Source organism: Luteibacter mycovicinus (genome assembly GCF_000745235.1).
Taxonomy (GTDB): Bacteria; Pseudomonadota; Gammaproteobacteria; order Xanthomonadales; family Rhodanobacteraceae; genus Luteibacter; species Luteibacter mycovicinus.
The window spans coordinates 3,449,340-3,464,724 of sequence record NZ_JQNL01000001.1 but is presented as its reverse complement, the minus strand read 5'-3'; the positions used below and the strand labels follow the sequence as shown (position 1 = coordinate 3,464,724).

Sequence of the window (15,385 nt, the reverse complement as noted above, 5' to 3'; positions counted from 1 at the left end):
CAACGAAGCGAAGAAGCCACACCCCGCTCGACCACCAACCCTCCTCGGTACACCAAAGAGACGGCGGGGGTGACCCTCGCGGCCGGTAGCCGCAGGCGAGGGCTTCGACTGGACAAGGCCGCGAAGCGGGGCCGGTCAGGGATGACCGGCCGTTTTCGGGGAGGCAGGGACAGCCGACTCGAAAACCCCCAGTCGGAGCCCGACCCGGCCGAAGGCCATTGATACACGGCCGCGGTAGCGGCCCTTCCTTGAGGGGTCGCCGAAGGCGTGGCCTCGAGGGTCACCCCCGCCGGCTCTCCAACGCGACACGACACACCGCGACAAAGCCAAACGCGATGGCAAAGCCGAGCCCTCAGCTCTCGCGCGCCGCCTCAAAGAGGAACCACACGCGACGTTCCGTCTGGTCGATCCAGTTTTCGATCAGGCTGGCCGTGGCGACGTCGTTGTATTCGTCGCACAGCGCATGCGTCTCACGCATGAAGCCCGTGAGGCGCTGATTGTCCTCACGCAACTCGGCCAGCATGTCCTGCGGCGTGACGAAGTCGGCGTCGTTGTCGGACAGACGTTGCAGACGAGCGATGTGCCCGATCGAATGCAGCGTGGTGCCGCCGAGCTTGCGCACGCGCTCGGCAAGATCGTCCGTCATGGCGAAGATCTGCTCGCCCTGCTCGTCCAGCAGCAGGTGCAGGTCGCGGAAACGCGGGCCGGACATGTGCCAGTGGAAATTCTTCGTCTTCAGGTACAGCGCGAAGGTATCCGCCAGCAGGGCATTCACCTCGGCGGCGATGTCACGTGTCGCGTCGGCACCCAGACCGTTGGGCGTGCGCAGGTCGGCCTTGCGAAGGTTTTTGGTCGCTTGCGGGTTCTTCATCGGAGCGCTCCTTGGACAGGGGCTACGAGTATGCGCCGGGGTTTGTTAGCAGAATTGCACGGACTTCCTGTCGGTCAGACCGCCGGCAGCGTCACAACGACGCGCAGGCCTGACCCGCCATGGCGATCGAGCAGTTCGATGGACGCACCATGGAGTTCGGCGGCGCGCTGCACGATCGACAGGCCCAGGCCATAGCCCTCGCCGTGGGTGTCCACGCCCCGCTGGAAACGGGTGAACATGGCCGCGCGGCGGTCCGGCGGGATGCCGGGGCCATCGTCGACCACCTCGATCCGCGCCATGCCGTCCACCGAACCGATGGCCAGTTCCACATGACCGCCCTGCGGCACATGGCGGAAGGCATTCTCCAGCAGGTTACGCAGCAGGGCGCCCAGAGCGACGCCGTAGCCCTCGACGAACAGGTGGTCGGGCAGTTCGCGGACACTCATCTCGACACTGCCCTTGCCGACCAGGGGCGCCAGTTCATCGATCACCTCGAGGGCCAGTTCTCCGAGATCCACGCGACTGCGCGGGCCGGATGCGGCACCCACTTCCAAGCGCGCCAGCGCCAGCAGCTGCTCCGTGCGCCGGGCCAGCGAGACCAGACAGGCGCGTGCGGCCTCCAGCGCGGACCGCGTAGCCTCGTCCGGTTGTGCGGACGCCATCGCATCCTCGAGGTTGATCATGGTCGAGGCGAGTGGCGTACGCAGTTCGTGCGCCACGTCCGCACTGAAGCGGCGTTCGCGATCCAGCGCGCTTTCGAGCCGACTGATCTGGTCGTTGAGAGCCGTCAGCACCGGCTGCAGTTCGGTCGGTGCGTCGGACAGGTAAATGGGCTCGCGACTGCCGGGTTCGCGTCGGGCAAGCGCACTGGCCAACGCCTCCAGCGGTCCCAGACCGCGACGGATGGCCCAGCCCACCAGAATCGCCAGCAGCGGCAGACCGAGCAACGTGGGCAACCCGTGCTCGATCCACAGCGCGCGGGTAATCTCGTGACGGCTGTCGTAGCGCTCGCCGGCACGGATCGTGATGTCTTCGTTTTCCATGATCAGCGTGAACACACGCCACTCGTGATGCCCGGTCTCGACATCCTCGAACGCGCCATCGGCGGCGTGCGTGTTGGGCAACCCGGCGAGATTCTCGGTACCCAGCAGCAGATGGCCGTCATGATCGAAGACCTGGAAGCCCACTTCGGATTCGAACGTGCGCCCCTGGACGGTGAGTTCCTGCGGATGATTCGACACGCTCGGCACGAGTAGCCGCGCATCGCGCTGGCTGCGCAACTGATCCACACCGATGCGGCCGACCAGCACCTCCAGCGTGCGGGCCGCCTGCGCGAGACGACCGTCCGATAGTTCGTCCACTTCTTCGAGTGTGCGCTTGGCGCTGAGTACACCCAGCGGCAGCAGCACGGCCGCCAGAACGATGACGATCAGGATCAGCAGCCGCGATCGGAGACTCAGCGGCGTCAAAGCGGTTCCCGCGGAATCATGTAACCGAAGCCTCGCACCGTCTGGATCGCCTCGTGGCTCAGCTTACGGCGCAGGGAGTGCACGAGCACCTCGAGTGCGCTGGTGCTCATCGCACTGTCCGGCCCATACAGCGAGGTCTCCAGCGACTCGCGACGGACGATCCGGCCCGCCCGCTCCATCAGCGCCTGCAGCAGCGCGAATTCACGCCGTGTCAGCTCCACCTTCTGGCCGTGCCAGACGACATCGAACGTGCCCAGGTCGAGGCTCAGAGCGCCGGCTTCGAGTTTGTTCACCGCCGCGCCACGCACCCGACGGGCCAGCGAACGGATGCGCGCCGCCAGCTCATCGAGATGGAACGGCTTGATCAGGTAATCGTCCGCACCCGCATCGAGCACCTGGATGCGCGAATCGAGGGCATCGCGCGCCGACATGACGATCACCGGTGTGGTGACGCGCAGACGACGCGCCTCGCTGAGCACGTCCATGCCATCGCGCCCGGGCAGTCCCAGATCGAGCAGGACCAGGTCCGCGTCGTGGTCGCGCAGCGCGGACAGCGCCTCGTTGCCGTCGCGGTACCAACTGATCGTATAGGCCAGTCGTTCCAGCGCGCGGCGGATGGCATCGCCCAGCTGGGCGTCGTCTTCGACGAGGATGATGTGCAAGGGAGAGCCTCCGTATGGGCCCAAATTATCCCTATGCCCGGCTTAGCGCCAGCTTATGGATCCGTTGTCCTTGCCCGGGTCGCGACCCGGTCACCCCAAACGAAACCGCTCGATCTCGTCCAGCCGCTCCTGCGCCCGCCGTACCGCGGAACCTTCCGGCTTTCCGTCCAGTCGCGAGACCACGATGAAGACGCCGAGGCATACCACCGCCGTGATCAGCTGCAAGCCGACGAAGGCCGGATTCGCCGCCACCACATCCACGCCCAGCAAGCCAAACGCCCAGATCACCATCGCGACCCACATGAAACACCCGACCACACCGAACCAGCGGCCCTCGCGGATGCGCCACGCCCGCAGGTCGGCGATCCGCGCCTGCAGCGTCAGCACGGGCGAGTCCTCGTCCACCCGGGCTACGAGGACGAGATTGCGGACGGCGGCGACGATCATGGCGACGCCATAAAGATGCAGCAGAACGCCGGTCACCAGAAGGCTCGGCTGCGCCCGGTGATCGACCCAGAACGACCCGGCCGCTACCGCCAGCATCAGGCCCGCGATCAGCTGTATCAGCTGCCAGGCCACGAGCGCGCGCAGTTCCGACTTCACGCCTCGGCGCGGGCCCGACACCACGACGGCCGCCTCGATCCGGTCCAGCCGCCGGTCGAGCTCCGCCCATCCCGCCTTCAGTTCGTCGAGTTCCATGATCAACTTCCTCTCGTGGATGCCCGGCCGGTCATATCCCGGCGCAGGCGTTGCTTCAGGCGCGCGATACGCGTGCCGACGTTGGACTCGCCGATACCCAGCACCGCCGCGATCTCGGCATGCGGCAGCTCGTCGAGGTAAAGCATGGCCAGCGCCCGGTCGAGTGGCGCGAGTGCTTCGATGGCCCTGGCCAGCAGCGCGAGCCGCTCGTCCGGCTCATCGATGGGGGTACCGCCATCCAGGGTGTCGATCAGCGCTTCGTCCAGCGGCTGGTGCCGCTCGCGTTCGCGCCGGGCATGCGAAAGTCCGACGTTGAGCGCCACGCGATACATCCACGTGGAAAACGGGCGGGCGACGTCATAGCTGGCGAACGAGCGCCAGACCTGCAACGCGATCTCCTGAGCGAGGTCGCGCCGGTCCTCCTCGCCGCGGGCGTACACCGCCGCGACCTTGAACAGGATTTTCCGATGGGTGTGGAGCAGCGCCTCACACTCGCGCCGCCTCGCCTGATCCGCCATGACGCCTCCTCTTTCCCCCATGATTCGCCGTGGCGCGGAAAAAATCACACAATGACCCGATTCCCTTTCCGAAGGCTGGCCTGACCGTGACGCTTCAAGCACGACTTCTCCTCGCCCTGATCGCGGTGACCCCGATGACGATCCACGCGAAAGACACCTGGACCACGCCCGCCGAAGCGTCCTCGTTCCGCACCACGCCATCGTATGCGGAGACGCAGGCGTTCCTGCGCCGGCTGGCCCGCGCCGCGCCGGACACGATCCGTCTGGAGACGTTCGGTACCACGCCCGAAGGCCGCCCGATGACCGTGGTCATCGCCGGCAAGGACGGCGATCTCACACCCGAGCGCGCCCGCGCCGCGGGCAAGCCCATCGTGCTGCTGCAGGCGGGCATCCACCCGGGCGAGATCGAAGGCAAGGACGCGGGGCTGATGCTGCTGCGCGACTTCGCCACCATGGGCCGCCTGCCCCATCTGCTCGATCACGCCGTGCTGGTTTACATCCCGGTGTACAGCGTGGACGGGCACGAGAACTCCGGCCCGTACTTCCGCATCAACCAGAACGGTCCCGAGGAAATGGGTTTCCGTGGCCAGTCGCAGTACCTCAATCTCAACCGCGACTACGTCAAGGCCGACGCGCCGGAAACCCGCGCGTGGCTGACACTGTGGAACGCATGGAAGCCCGACCTGCTCATCGACATCCATACGACGGATGGCGCGGACTATCAGTACGACCTCACGTGGTACGCGGAGGATGCACATAAGCTGCCACCGTCGATCGCCGCCTGGCAAGCGAAGGCCTTTGCCGGTCAGACGATGCCGCGCTATGAAAAGCTCGGTCATCTGGCTTCGCCCTACCTCGAGTTCCGCGACGGGCGCGATATCACCAAGGGCATCGAAAACTTCGGCTCGGGTCCGCGCTTCTCCACCGGCTATGCGGCGATTCGCAATCGCGCCGGGTTGCTGATCGAAACGCACATGCTGAAGTCATACGAAGTTCGCGTGCGCGCGACGTACGACGTCGTGCGCAGCATGTTCGAGGTGATCAACGCCGATCCTGCCGCGTTGCTGCAGGCGTCGAAGGATGCGGATCGCTGGGCGTCGTCACTTTCCGCGCAGCCGGGTGCCTCGTTGCCGGTCACGTTCAAGCTCGACCCGACGCCGAAACCGTTCCAGCTTAAGGGTTACGCGTTCACCCAGACAAAGAGCGACATCTCCGGCGACCTCTGGGTCCAGTACGACCCGAAGACCAACAAGACCTACGACATCCAGAGCTGGAACGATCTGCTGCCGGATGTCTCGGCACCGATCCCTGCCGCATGGGCGATTCCGCCGCAGTGGACCGACATCATCGAGCGGCTGGATGCGCAGGGCATCCCTTATACGCGGACGACCGCCGCGACGAAGGTCGCCGTGACGCGCGACGAGCTCACGCAGCCGAAGTGGGCGGATAAGCCGTTCGAGGGTCATCACATGTTGAAGGACGTCGTGGTGACGCCAGCGAAGGAAACCGTCGAGTTACCCCCGGGTACCGTGATTGTCCGCGCGGATAACGTCGATGCGGTGCTCGCGCTGAACCTTCTGGATGCGCGTGCGCCCGACTCGGTGCTGCGCTGGGGCTATCTCAACGGGATCTTCGAGCAGAAGGAATACGGCGAGCCTCGTGTGCTCGAGGCCCTGGCGAGGAAGATGCTGGCGGAGAATCCTTCACTGAAGGCGGAGTTCGACGCGAAGGTGAAAAGCGATGCGGCGTTTGCCGCCAGCCCGCGCGCGCGGCTGACCTTCTTCTACGAGCGCAGCCCGTGGTACACGGTTCAGAAGGTGGGTGCTTATCCGGTGTTGCGGCTGGATGCCCCCGCGTTGCAACAACTCGCCCATTGATTGTAGGAGCGCGCCTTGCGCGCGATGCTTCTGATCGGAAGCATCGCGCGCAAGGCGCGCTCCTACACCACCACCTCGAACGGTCGCATCATTTCATTCGCCTCGTGCTCCGCCAGGTGGCAATGCCATGCATAACGCCCGGCATAGCCATCGAAGGTCGCCACGATCCGCGTAATCATCCCCGGATACACCTGCACCACATCCTTCCAGCCACGTTCATGCGCCGGCGGCTCCTGCGCCGGCCCGACGTAGCGGATCGTCTTCTTTTCCATGTACTCGTCGACGTCATAAGGCCGCCGGTCGAGAATCTGGAAACGAACGAGGTGCAGATGGATCGGATGTGTGTCCTCGGTGAGGTTCACCAGATTCCACATCTCCGTCGTGCCCAGCTTCACTGTCTCGGTCACCGGGTCGTGCCAGCGCTTGCCGTTCAACAGCATCAACATCGGCGTCGCGACGCAGTCGCTGTATTCGTCCAGCGTGAGCTCGCGTGACCTCGACGCCGTGGTTTCAGTGACACGCGGCAGATCGCGCAGCACGTCCGGTACCCGACTGACGTCCCGCACCTCGCCCTGCCCCACGGCAAAACGCATCAGCGGCAGCGCATCGTTCATCAGTTCAACGTCGCCGCCACGCAACGAAGCGAAGTCGACGACGAGGTCCGCCCGCTCGCCCGGTGCGAGAAAGATCGACTTCACCGTCGCCGGCGCGGCAAGCAGCCCCTGGTCCGATCCGATCACCTGAAACGGTCTGCCGTCGCGAAAGCGCAGATGATAGAACCGCCCATTGGCGGCATTGAGCACGCGCAGGCGATAACGACGCGGCTGCACGTCGGCCCGGGGCAGGATCGCACCGTTGACCAGTGTGAGGTTGCCGAACACCTCGGGCACCCACGGCGCATTCGCGTCGCCGGAATCCGGGTAGTACAGCCGCCCGTCCGTACGTAACCATCGGTCGGCGAGCACCAGCGGCAACTCCTGCTCGCCCGAGGGCAAGCCAAGCGACAGCTCATGGTCATCGCGCAACAGGTAGAGACCCATCAGCCCGGCATACATGTTCAGCCGGTTGATGCCCATTGCGTGATCGTGATACCAGAGCGTCGAAGCATCCTGGACGTTGGCGTAATGGTGCTTGCGTGACTTGCCGGGGACGTACCAGTCCTCCGGAAAACCATCGTCCGCGCGCGGCACCCTGGCACCGTGCAGATGGACGATGGCACGCACTTCGGGCTTGTCCGCCTCCGCACCGCAGATCGCGTGATCCACCGGCAGGAAATGCTTCGTCGGCAGCGCGTTCTCCCAGACCACATCCACCGGCTGACCCGTACGGGCTTCGATCGTCGGCCCGGGATAATGGCCGCCGTACGTCCATAGCGTCGTCGGCGGCAGATCGCGGTGCAGCTTCTGCGTCGTCTCGGCCATGCGGACGTGCAGCGGCTTATCCTTCCCGGCGTGCAATGTCGGGGGCAACGGCAGCGGATCGACAAAGGCGGCGAGCTTGCCCGGATCGACCAGACCCGGCATCCGCGTCGTGTCACCCATGGGATGCATGCACAGGTTGTTGCCCACCTTCGCGGCGGGCGCGGCCTGCATGCCGTGCATGTCATGCGCGAGCAGCCGCGACGGGATCCACCCCGCCGCGGCCGCCCAGCCCGCCGTGGTCAGAAACCGGCGGCGATCAACCATGCCCACCGTTCCCGAACGGCCAGTGCGGCCAGCCACCACCGCCCGCCTGCTTCGGCTGACCGGTCGACTCGTCGAGGATCAGCTTGCGATCGAACAGACGCGGCAGGAAGAAATCGAACATGCCGTCCAGGCGACCGGCCTGTGCGTCTGTGGAACCGCCGCCGATGCGCTTGCCCGACAGCCAGTTGTCTTCGATGAAGCGCGTAATCGAGCTCTGGTCGGTAACGCTGTGATCGACCATGTTCTCGCGCGCCCACGGGGACACCACCAGCAAGGGCAGGCGCGGACCGAAACCGCAGCGGCCCTGCGCCGGTGTCTTGCCATCGAGGCCCGGCAGCGTGCCATGGCCCTTGCACACACCGTCGCCGTCGAGCGCGTCGGTGCTGCCGACGGATGCGTTCATGCGCGGCGGGGCCTGGTGGTCGTACCAGCCATCGGAATCGTCATAGGCGATGATGACCGCCGTGTCCTTCCACTCGGCGCTCTGCTGCAGGGTATTGATCACGTGGACGACAAAGGCCTGTTCGTCGAGCGGATCGGAATACCCCGCGTGACCGTCCTGATACGCCGGTGCCTTGAGGAAGCTCACCGCCGGCAGGTTGTTCGCATCGAGCGCGTCGTAGAAGTCTTCGATATCGTACTGATGGTTGGCCGCGTCGGTCTTGCCGATCGTCGCCACCGAGGTCGGACGCGCATGCGTCGGGTTCGCGGTGGACGGGTAGTACTGGAACGGCTCGTGATGCTGGCTGTAATCGTTGGACGTGGTGTGGGTCACACTCGACAGGTGGCGACGCGTGCAGCCCGTGCTGCCGTCGGGGTTGGTCCGGGTAAGGTCGAAACCGCCCTGGAACCAGCCCCATGTGATGTTGCGCTCGTTGAGCAGGTCGCCGATGTTGCGACCGCCCATCGTCACCTGATTGGCCGTGGGCGACGAGCAGACATCGCCGATCGGATCGGGATCGCCGATCATCGTCAGACCGCCGTGCCCGTCGTCGGTCTCGGCACCGGTACCGTTGAGCGTGTCGGTCACGCCGGCGGTCTGGCCGGCGATGAGGTTGACCGCGCCCGGCGTGGACGGGCCAAACCCGGTGCCATAGTGGTTGTCGCTCATCGAGAAGTTCTGCGCGTAATTCCAGTACGCGGTGACCGTGTTGCCGTCGTAGTAACCCATGACCTGGCCCTTGCCCTCTTCCGCCGCGTCGCCATCAGGCAGTGTTTCGCCGCGACCGGTGTACAGCGGGAACAGGTCCATGCGACCGCCGTGGAAGGCCCGCTGCTCCGATGTGTAGCCGTGGTCCTGATCGGCCGTCGCCGCTTGCGCGCGGGTCAGGCGGAACGGATTGATGGCGGCATCCGCGTTGCCTGTGTTGCTGGCATTCGGATTGTCGGTCAGCAGGCGATGCGTCAGACCGTTGACCGGCGGTGTGAACGGCCGCGCGTAGAACGCGGGCTCGCCTTTCGCATTGACGGCGAACGGATAGGTGCCGAAATAGTGGTCGAAGGAGACATTCTCCTGAAAAATCACGACCACGTGCCTGATCGGGGTGGCCGTGCGCGGATCGCTCCCGTGGCCACCGTGACCGAAACCGAGGGCTTCCGTGGCCGAGGTCGCTTCCGCGGGATCGGTCTGCTGCGCGACGACGATCGACGCACCGGACAGGGTGAGCACGCAGGCAATGCCCGCGGCCAGTAACTTGCGCATGACGTAGCTCCTCGGTGTAGACGTCCGAATTGCGTGGGTGGGCCGCATCCCCTGTCATGCGGTCCTGCCGATTCTGCGAACCGCCTGTGACAGTCCGGGGTCACTGCCTCGCGAGAACTTGCGAAGTTCACTAAACCATGACCTTCGTCACGGTTGGCCCTGCGGCCGCCCTTCAGCCGTTATCCTCGGGGAGTGCGGTGCCCGGGGGCGCCGTTGCAGCCACTTTCACAGAGGGACACCCATGACCCAGCAGTACCTGAAGCCGCTCGCCCTGGCGCTGACCATCGCGCTCGCCGGCACCGCCTGCAGCAAGCACAACGACGCCGATACCGCCGTCCCGGGCGGCAACACCCCGTCCCCGTCGACCACGGCCGCGCCCGCGCCCGCGCCGGCCGCGACGACCGCCGCCGCACCGGCCGGCCCCACGTTCAATGTGGCCGACATCGATACCAGCATCGACGCTTGCGACGACTTCAACGGCTTCGTCAATGCCAAGTGGGTGGCCGCCAACCCGATTCCGGACGACCGCACCCGCTGGGGCGCCTTCGACCAGCTGGCCGAGAACAGCCTGAACACGCAGCACGAAATCGTCGATGCGATGGACAAGGGCGCCGCCAGCGCCACCGCCGGCTCGATCGAGCAGAAGATCGGCCTGCTGTATCGCTCGGGCATGAACGAGGACGCCATCGAGAAGGCCGGCATCGAGCCGCTCAAGCCGGAGCTGGCCAAGATCGACGCGCTGAAGTCGCCGCAGGACATCGCCGATTTCCTCGACGCCAGCTTCAATGATGGCAACAGCTACGTCTTCGGCTTCGGCGCGGGCGCCGACTTCAAGAACGCCAAGATGCAGATCGGTTTCGCGCAGCAGGATGGCCTGGGTCTGCCGACCAAGGACTACTACACCGATCCGAAGCAGGCGGATAACCGTAAGGCTTACGTCGACTACATCGTCAAGACGCTGACCCTCGCCGGCGTCTCCGATGCCGACGCGAAGACCCAGGCCGACGCGATCATGAAGTTCGAAACCCAGCTCGCCGCCGCCTCGCTCGCGCCGGTCGAACTGCGTACCCCGGAAAACCAGTACCACTTCGTGACCGTCGCCGACGCGGACAAGATCACCCCGCACTTCAACTGGGAGAAGTTCTTCGCCGCCCAGGGTGTAACGGTCGACAAGGGCTTCTCGCTGTCGCAGCCGAAGTTCTTCAAGGAGTTCGACAAGATGCTGGCGTCCACGCCGGTGTCGACGTGGCAGGCCTACCTGCGCTTCCACGCCATCGACGGCGCCTCGCCGTACCTGTCCAAGGCCTTCCAGGACAACAAGTTCGACTTCTACGGCAAGACCCTTGCCGGTCAGCCGCAGCAGAAGCCGCGCTGGAAGCGCGTGCTCGGCACGGTCAACTCGTCGATGGGCGAAGGCCTCGGCCAGCTCTATGTGGCCAAGGTGTTCAAGCCGGAAGCCAAGCAGCGCGCCAACGAACTGGTCGACAACGTGCGCAACGCCCTCAAGGCGCGCATCGAAAAGCTCGACTGGATGAGCGACGAAACCAAGCAGAAGGCCATCGCCAAGTGGAATACCTTCCTGCCGAAGATCGGTTACCCGGACAAGTGGCGCGACTGGTCGGGCCTGGACGTGTCCGGCGAAAACTACTTCGGTAACGTCGAAGCCGCCAGCAAGTTCAACTACCACTACGACATCGCCAAGATCGGCAAGCCGACCGACCGCCTCGAGTGGGGCATGACCCCGCAGACGGTCAACGCCTACTACAACCCGACCGACAACACGATCAATTTCCCGGCCGCGATCCTGCAGCCGCCGTTCTTCGACGCCAACGGCGACGACGCGATCAACTACGGCGGTATCGGTGCCGTGATCGGTCACGAAGCCAGCCACGGCTTCGACGACGAAGGCAGCCAGTTCGACGGTGAAGGCAACAACAGCAACTGGTGGACCGCGGCCGACAAGAAGAAGTTCGAAGAGCGCACCGCGAAGCTGGTCAACCAGTTCAACGAGTACGCGCCGATCAAGGACAAGCCGGACCTGCACGTCAACGGCAAGCTGACCCTCGGTGAGAACATTGCCGATCTGGGTGGCACCGCCGTGGCGTACGACGCCCTGCAGGAAGCCCTGAAGAAGAACCCGAAGGAAGCCGAGTCCAAGATCGACGGCTACACCCAGGACCAGCGCTTCTTCCTCAACTGGGCCCGTGTGTGGCGCGGCAGCGTCCGCGAGAAGCAGGCGATGCTGTACCTCAACGTCGACCCGCACGCACCGGCCTCGCTGCGCGCCATCGGCGCTCCGTCGAACATGGAATCGTTCGCCACGGCGTTCCAGTGCAAGCCGGGCGCGAAGATGGTCCGCGCCGGCGATAAGCAGGTGAAGATCTGGTAAGTCGGTTCGATTACGCGATCTGAAAACGAAAGCGCCGCACAAGAGTGCGGCGCTTTTTTTTATGGCGAACGGCGACGTTGCAGATGCGCCGCCGTTCGCGTCGCCGCGTGTCGCGGACACCCGTCATCACAGGCGATGGCGGCGTTGTTACGCCCGTACGGCGCATAACGCCCCGGGTCGGTAGGCCCGAATAAACCGACGGTGGTCGCGTTCGTAGCGGCCGCCAGATGCATCACGCCGCAGTCGGCACTGATGTAGGTTCCGGCGGCTTCGATGAAGCTGGCGAGCTTGCGCGGATCGCTCGTGTAATACGTGGGATAGCCGCCACCCAGGCGCGACTGACCATCGGCGGATACGAGCTCGACGATGCAGACATCGCCGATGCGTGCGAGCAGTTCGTTCGCGAAATCGCTCCACCAGTCGGTCGGCAGGCGCTTCGAGCCGGTCGCGTTCGGGAAGATCGCCATCACCGGCAGGCCGCGTTCGTTGGCATCGCGAAGCACCCGCGTGAGGGCGTCCTGCCCACAGCGACGTTCCGCATCGGTCAGCCTGACATCGAGCAACGGAACCTCCCCCTCACCACGGGCACCCAGTGCCCAGCGCAACGCCTGCACCGGCCGTGCCGCGAGGTGCGTCACCGGACCCTCGTTCGGCATGGCGTCGGTACGTAACTGAAAACGGGCCTTCGCCATGGCACTGGCGATACGCCCGGATGACGACCCCGCCGCCGCGTCGATGACCAGGTCATAGCGACGCGAGCGCAGCTTGCGCAACGCGCCGATCGTGGCGAGGGGGCGCCGCGCCGCGCGTCGATCGAGGGTCATGCAGTCACCGACGATGTCGAACCCGCGAAACACCGAGTGCGCCGCGGGACCGGCGGAGAGCAGATCCACTTCAGCGCCCGGGAAACGACGTTCGATTTCGACCAGCAGCGGGGTGAGCAGCAGCGTATTACCAAGCCGGTGGTTGGGACGGCAGACCAGGATGCGCTGGATGCCCGAGGCAGGAAGCTGTCCGGCGCCAACGAGGTTTTTCGGCGGGGCGACCAGGTGCCGCGCCAGCCAGGCCGCGACCCGGCGACGCCAGAGCGCGGCGTTGCCGTGCATGGGCGTGCGAGCCGGCTCGTTCGATGTGGTCGATGACAGCGACGCGACAGGAGGCATGGGCGAACTCTCTGGAAGTCTGCCGCCAACGATGCCGCAGCAACCTTATGCCTTGCTGTCCGTGGGATGACGATTCGACGTCCGTGCGCCCGGGCGCATGGGAACGGGAATGCACGATGTCGTGCTGCGAGGGCAGCTTAGCCTTCGCGCCCGGCTCGCCGAGGCTCAATGGGGCAAGCCGACCCTGACGAGTAGTCCGGGCCCATCCGGTGGGTCGAGCAGATCGACGCTTGCGCCGTGCAGCCGCGCCGCCCGCTGCACGATCGACAGGCCGAGACCAAAGCCATCGCCCAGGCTGGTCGCCTCACGATGAAACCGTTCGAACACCGCTTCACGTCGTTCCGGAGGAATTCCCGGACCGTCGTCGCGGACTTCGATCACCGTCGCCTTCGCATCCTGCTTCACGGTCAGGCATACATGTCCACCCGCCGGTGCATGCCGAAGGGCGTTCTCCACAAGATTGCGCATCAACGCATCGAGTGCGGGTCCATGCGCTACAAGCCAGACAGGCAAGGTCGGTACCGACACGTCGAGATGCCGCGCGTCCACGCGAGCCGTCGCACGCAGCTCGTCGACGACCGCCCGCGCGGCGGCGCAAAGGTCGACCCGGCCACGCGGCATATCGTCCGCATCGTCGAGTCGCACCAGCAGCAACAGCTGATCGGTTCGTCGAGCGAGCGATTGCAGGCTGGCGTAGGCGTCCGGAAGCGACGCGGCCGCTCTCATGCCTCGCTTTTCCGCGATCGCGCTGTCGAGATTGATCATGGTCGAAGCGAGCGGCGTACGTAGTTCGTGCGCGACGTCGGCGCTGAAACGTCGCTCACGCTCGAGGGCATGACCGATCCGGCGGAACTGTGTGTTCAGAGATTCCACGATGGGCCGTATTTCTTCGGGCGCTCCGGCGAGCAACAGCGTGTCGCGACTCCAAGCCGTGCGGATCGTCAGCAGGGAAGTCAGCGTATCCAGCGGCCGCAGCGCACGTCGCACCGACCAGCGCACCGCCACTGCCAGCAACGGAATACCCAACAACAACGGCAAGGCGTGCTCGATCCACAGAGCACGCAGCACGTCACGCCGGCTGTCGTAGCGCTCACCCGCCGTGACCGTAATGCCCCGGGCAGAATCCCGATGCGTGTAGATGCGCCAGTGGCGGCGATCGATGTGCACGTCGCCGAAAGCACCATCGCCTTCCGGCGGCGCACCCAGCGCGCGCATGTTCTCGGTAACCAGCAGCACACGGCCATCGGCGCCAAGTACCTGATAGCCCACCTCGACCTCATGGGTCGGCGTCTCTCCGAGATGCCCTGTGACTGGCACATCGGGCAACGACTGACTGTCGTGCGCCACCTCGATATGCGCAAGACCCGTCTGCGCGATCATCGCGTCCATGCCCAGCGCCGCCTGAGCCAGCCGGGCGTCGCATAGCGCGTCGACATCGGCGAGCGTGCGCCGTGCCGCGAACCAGCCCATCGGAATGAGCACCGCCACCGCGAGCAGGCCGATCGACCAGCGCAACCGCGATGCGATGCCGCGTTGGCTCACGTCAGGTCTCGCGGCACCATGTAGCCAAACCCACGCACGGTCTGGATCGCCTCGGGGCTGAGTTTCCGCCGCAGTGAATGCACAAGCACTTCCAGCGCATTGGGGCTGACGTCCGACTCCATCCCGTAGACCGAACTCTCGATCGATTCCCGGCGGACGATCTTGCCGTGCCGCTCCATCAGGATGCGCAGCAGGGCGAACTCGCGGCGGGTGAGTTCGACACGACGCTCCTGAAAGGTGACCTCGAGCGTGCTCAGGTTGAGCGACAACGCACCCGCGTCAAGCTGATTGTCCGCGAGGCCCTGCGCGCGCCGCGCCAGCGAACGGATCCGTGCGGCCAGCTCGTCGAGATGGAACGGCTTGGTCATGTAGTCGTCGGCGCCCGCGTCCAGCCCGCGCACGCGCGATTCCACGCTGTCACGCGCGGTCATGACGAGAATAGGCGTCTTTACCTTCAGCCGGCGGGCCTCGGTGATCACCTCGATGCCGTCTTTTTCCGGCAGCCCGAGGTCGAGCAGGACCAGATCGACGGACTGGCTGCGCAGCGCCTCCAGGCCTTCGGCGCCTGTGCGCAGCCACGTGACCGTATACGCCAGATGCTCCAGCGCGCGCTTGATGGCTGCGCCGAGCCGTGCGTCGTCCTCGACCACGATGATGTTCACGTTGTACGTCCTCGGTAGCGCACTGAGATTCTGGTATCGCATCCGTGCGCGGCGGGGCACCCACGTTTCCGGCGACCCCGGCGCATTATCCGAAGGGCTGCCTTAGGCGTCACTGAGTAGAGGCACCTAAGGCTCAGCTAAGCGGT

General features: G+C 65.4%; 12 protein-coding genes. 2 read left to right on the top strand and 10 right to left on the bottom strand.

The window, feature by feature from the left end; genetic code table 11:
• Window positions 1-352: 352 nt before the first annotated feature.
• From FA85_RS15265 to FA85_RS15245, 5 genes are all read right to left on the bottom strand, one after another.
• The gene (locus FA85_RS15265) at window positions 353-871 is read right to left on the bottom strand and encodes a Dps family protein (protein ID WP_036115320.1); all 519 of its coding nucleotides are present in this window, start codon (window positions 869-871) and stop codon (window positions 353-355) included.
• A gap of 74 nt (window positions 872-945) precedes the next feature.
• A complete protein-coding gene (locus tag FA85_RS15260; RefSeq protein WP_036115322.1) occupies window positions 946-2,340 on the bottom strand; it encodes a sensor histidine kinase in 1,395 nt (464 codons plus the stop codon).
• Entirely contained in the window at window positions 2,337-3,002 is a 666-nt protein-coding gene (locus tag FA85_RS15255) for a response regulator (protein ID WP_036115329.1), read from the bottom strand. Before FA85_RS15255 ends, FA85_RS15260 begins: the two co-directional genes overlap by 4 nt.
• A 90-nt stretch (window positions 3,003-3,092) precedes the next feature.
• Entirely contained in the window at window positions 3,093-3,701 is a 609-nt protein-coding gene (locus tag FA85_RS21045; protein WP_051943910.1) for a hypothetical protein, read from the bottom strand.
• A gap of 2 nt (window positions 3,702-3,703) precedes the next feature.
• Window positions 3,704-4,219, bottom strand: coding sequence for an RNA polymerase sigma factor (locus FA85_RS15245; RefSeq protein WP_036115335.1), 516 nt, complete (start codon window positions 4,217-4,219; stop codon window positions 3,704-3,706).
• Between the two features lie 86 nt (window positions 4,220-4,305).
• Between FA85_RS15245 and FA85_RS15240 the strand changes: the two genes are divergently transcribed.
• Complete coding sequence (locus FA85_RS15240) at window positions 4,306-6,096, top strand: M14 family metallopeptidase (RefSeq protein ID WP_036118217.1); 1,791 nt, start codon at window positions 4,306-4,308, stop codon at window positions 6,094-6,096.
• A 62-nt stretch (window positions 6,097-6,158) separates the two neighbouring features.
• Here the strand turns inward: FA85_RS15240 and FA85_RS15235 are convergent, their stop codons facing one another.
• Entirely contained in the window at window positions 6,159-7,781 is a 1,623-nt protein-coding gene (locus FA85_RS15235; protein ID WP_239739860.1) for a multicopper oxidase family protein, read from the bottom strand.
• Entirely contained in the window at window positions 7,774-9,483 is a 1,710-nt protein-coding gene (locus tag FA85_RS15230) for a phospholipase C (RefSeq protein WP_081907566.1), read from the bottom strand. The genes FA85_RS15235 and FA85_RS15230 overlap by 8 nt, the downstream gene beginning before the upstream one ends.
• Before the next feature lie 241 nt (window positions 9,484-9,724).
• Between FA85_RS15230 and FA85_RS15225 the strand changes: the two genes are divergently transcribed.
• Window positions 9,725-11,872, top strand: a complete 2,148-nt coding sequence (locus tag FA85_RS15225; RefSeq protein WP_036115338.1) for a M13 family metallopeptidase — start codon at window positions 9,725-9,727, stop codon at window positions 11,870-11,872.
• 59 nt (window positions 11,873-11,931) lie between these two features.
• Here the strand turns inward: FA85_RS15225 and FA85_RS15220 are convergent, their stop codons facing one another.
• From FA85_RS15220 to FA85_RS15210, 3 genes are all read right to left on the bottom strand, one after another.
• Window positions 11,932-13,035 (bottom strand): glycosyltransferase family 9 protein, encoded by a 1,104-nt coding sequence (locus tag FA85_RS15220; protein ID WP_081907567.1) that lies wholly within the window; start codon window positions 13,033-13,035, stop codon window positions 11,932-11,934.
• Window positions 13,036-13,200: 165 nt separating this feature from the next.
• Window positions 13,201-14,577, bottom strand: a complete 1,377-nt coding sequence (locus tag FA85_RS15215) for a sensor histidine kinase (RefSeq protein WP_036115340.1) — start codon at window positions 14,575-14,577, stop codon at window positions 13,201-13,203.
• Window positions 14,574-15,239: a response regulator gene (locus tag FA85_RS15210; protein WP_036118228.1), complete on the bottom strand. Its 666-nt coding sequence runs from the start codon at window positions 15,237-15,239 to the stop codon at window positions 14,574-14,576. The genes FA85_RS15215 and FA85_RS15210 overlap by 4 nt, the downstream gene beginning before the upstream one ends.
• Window positions 15,240-15,385 lie beyond the last annotated feature (146 nt).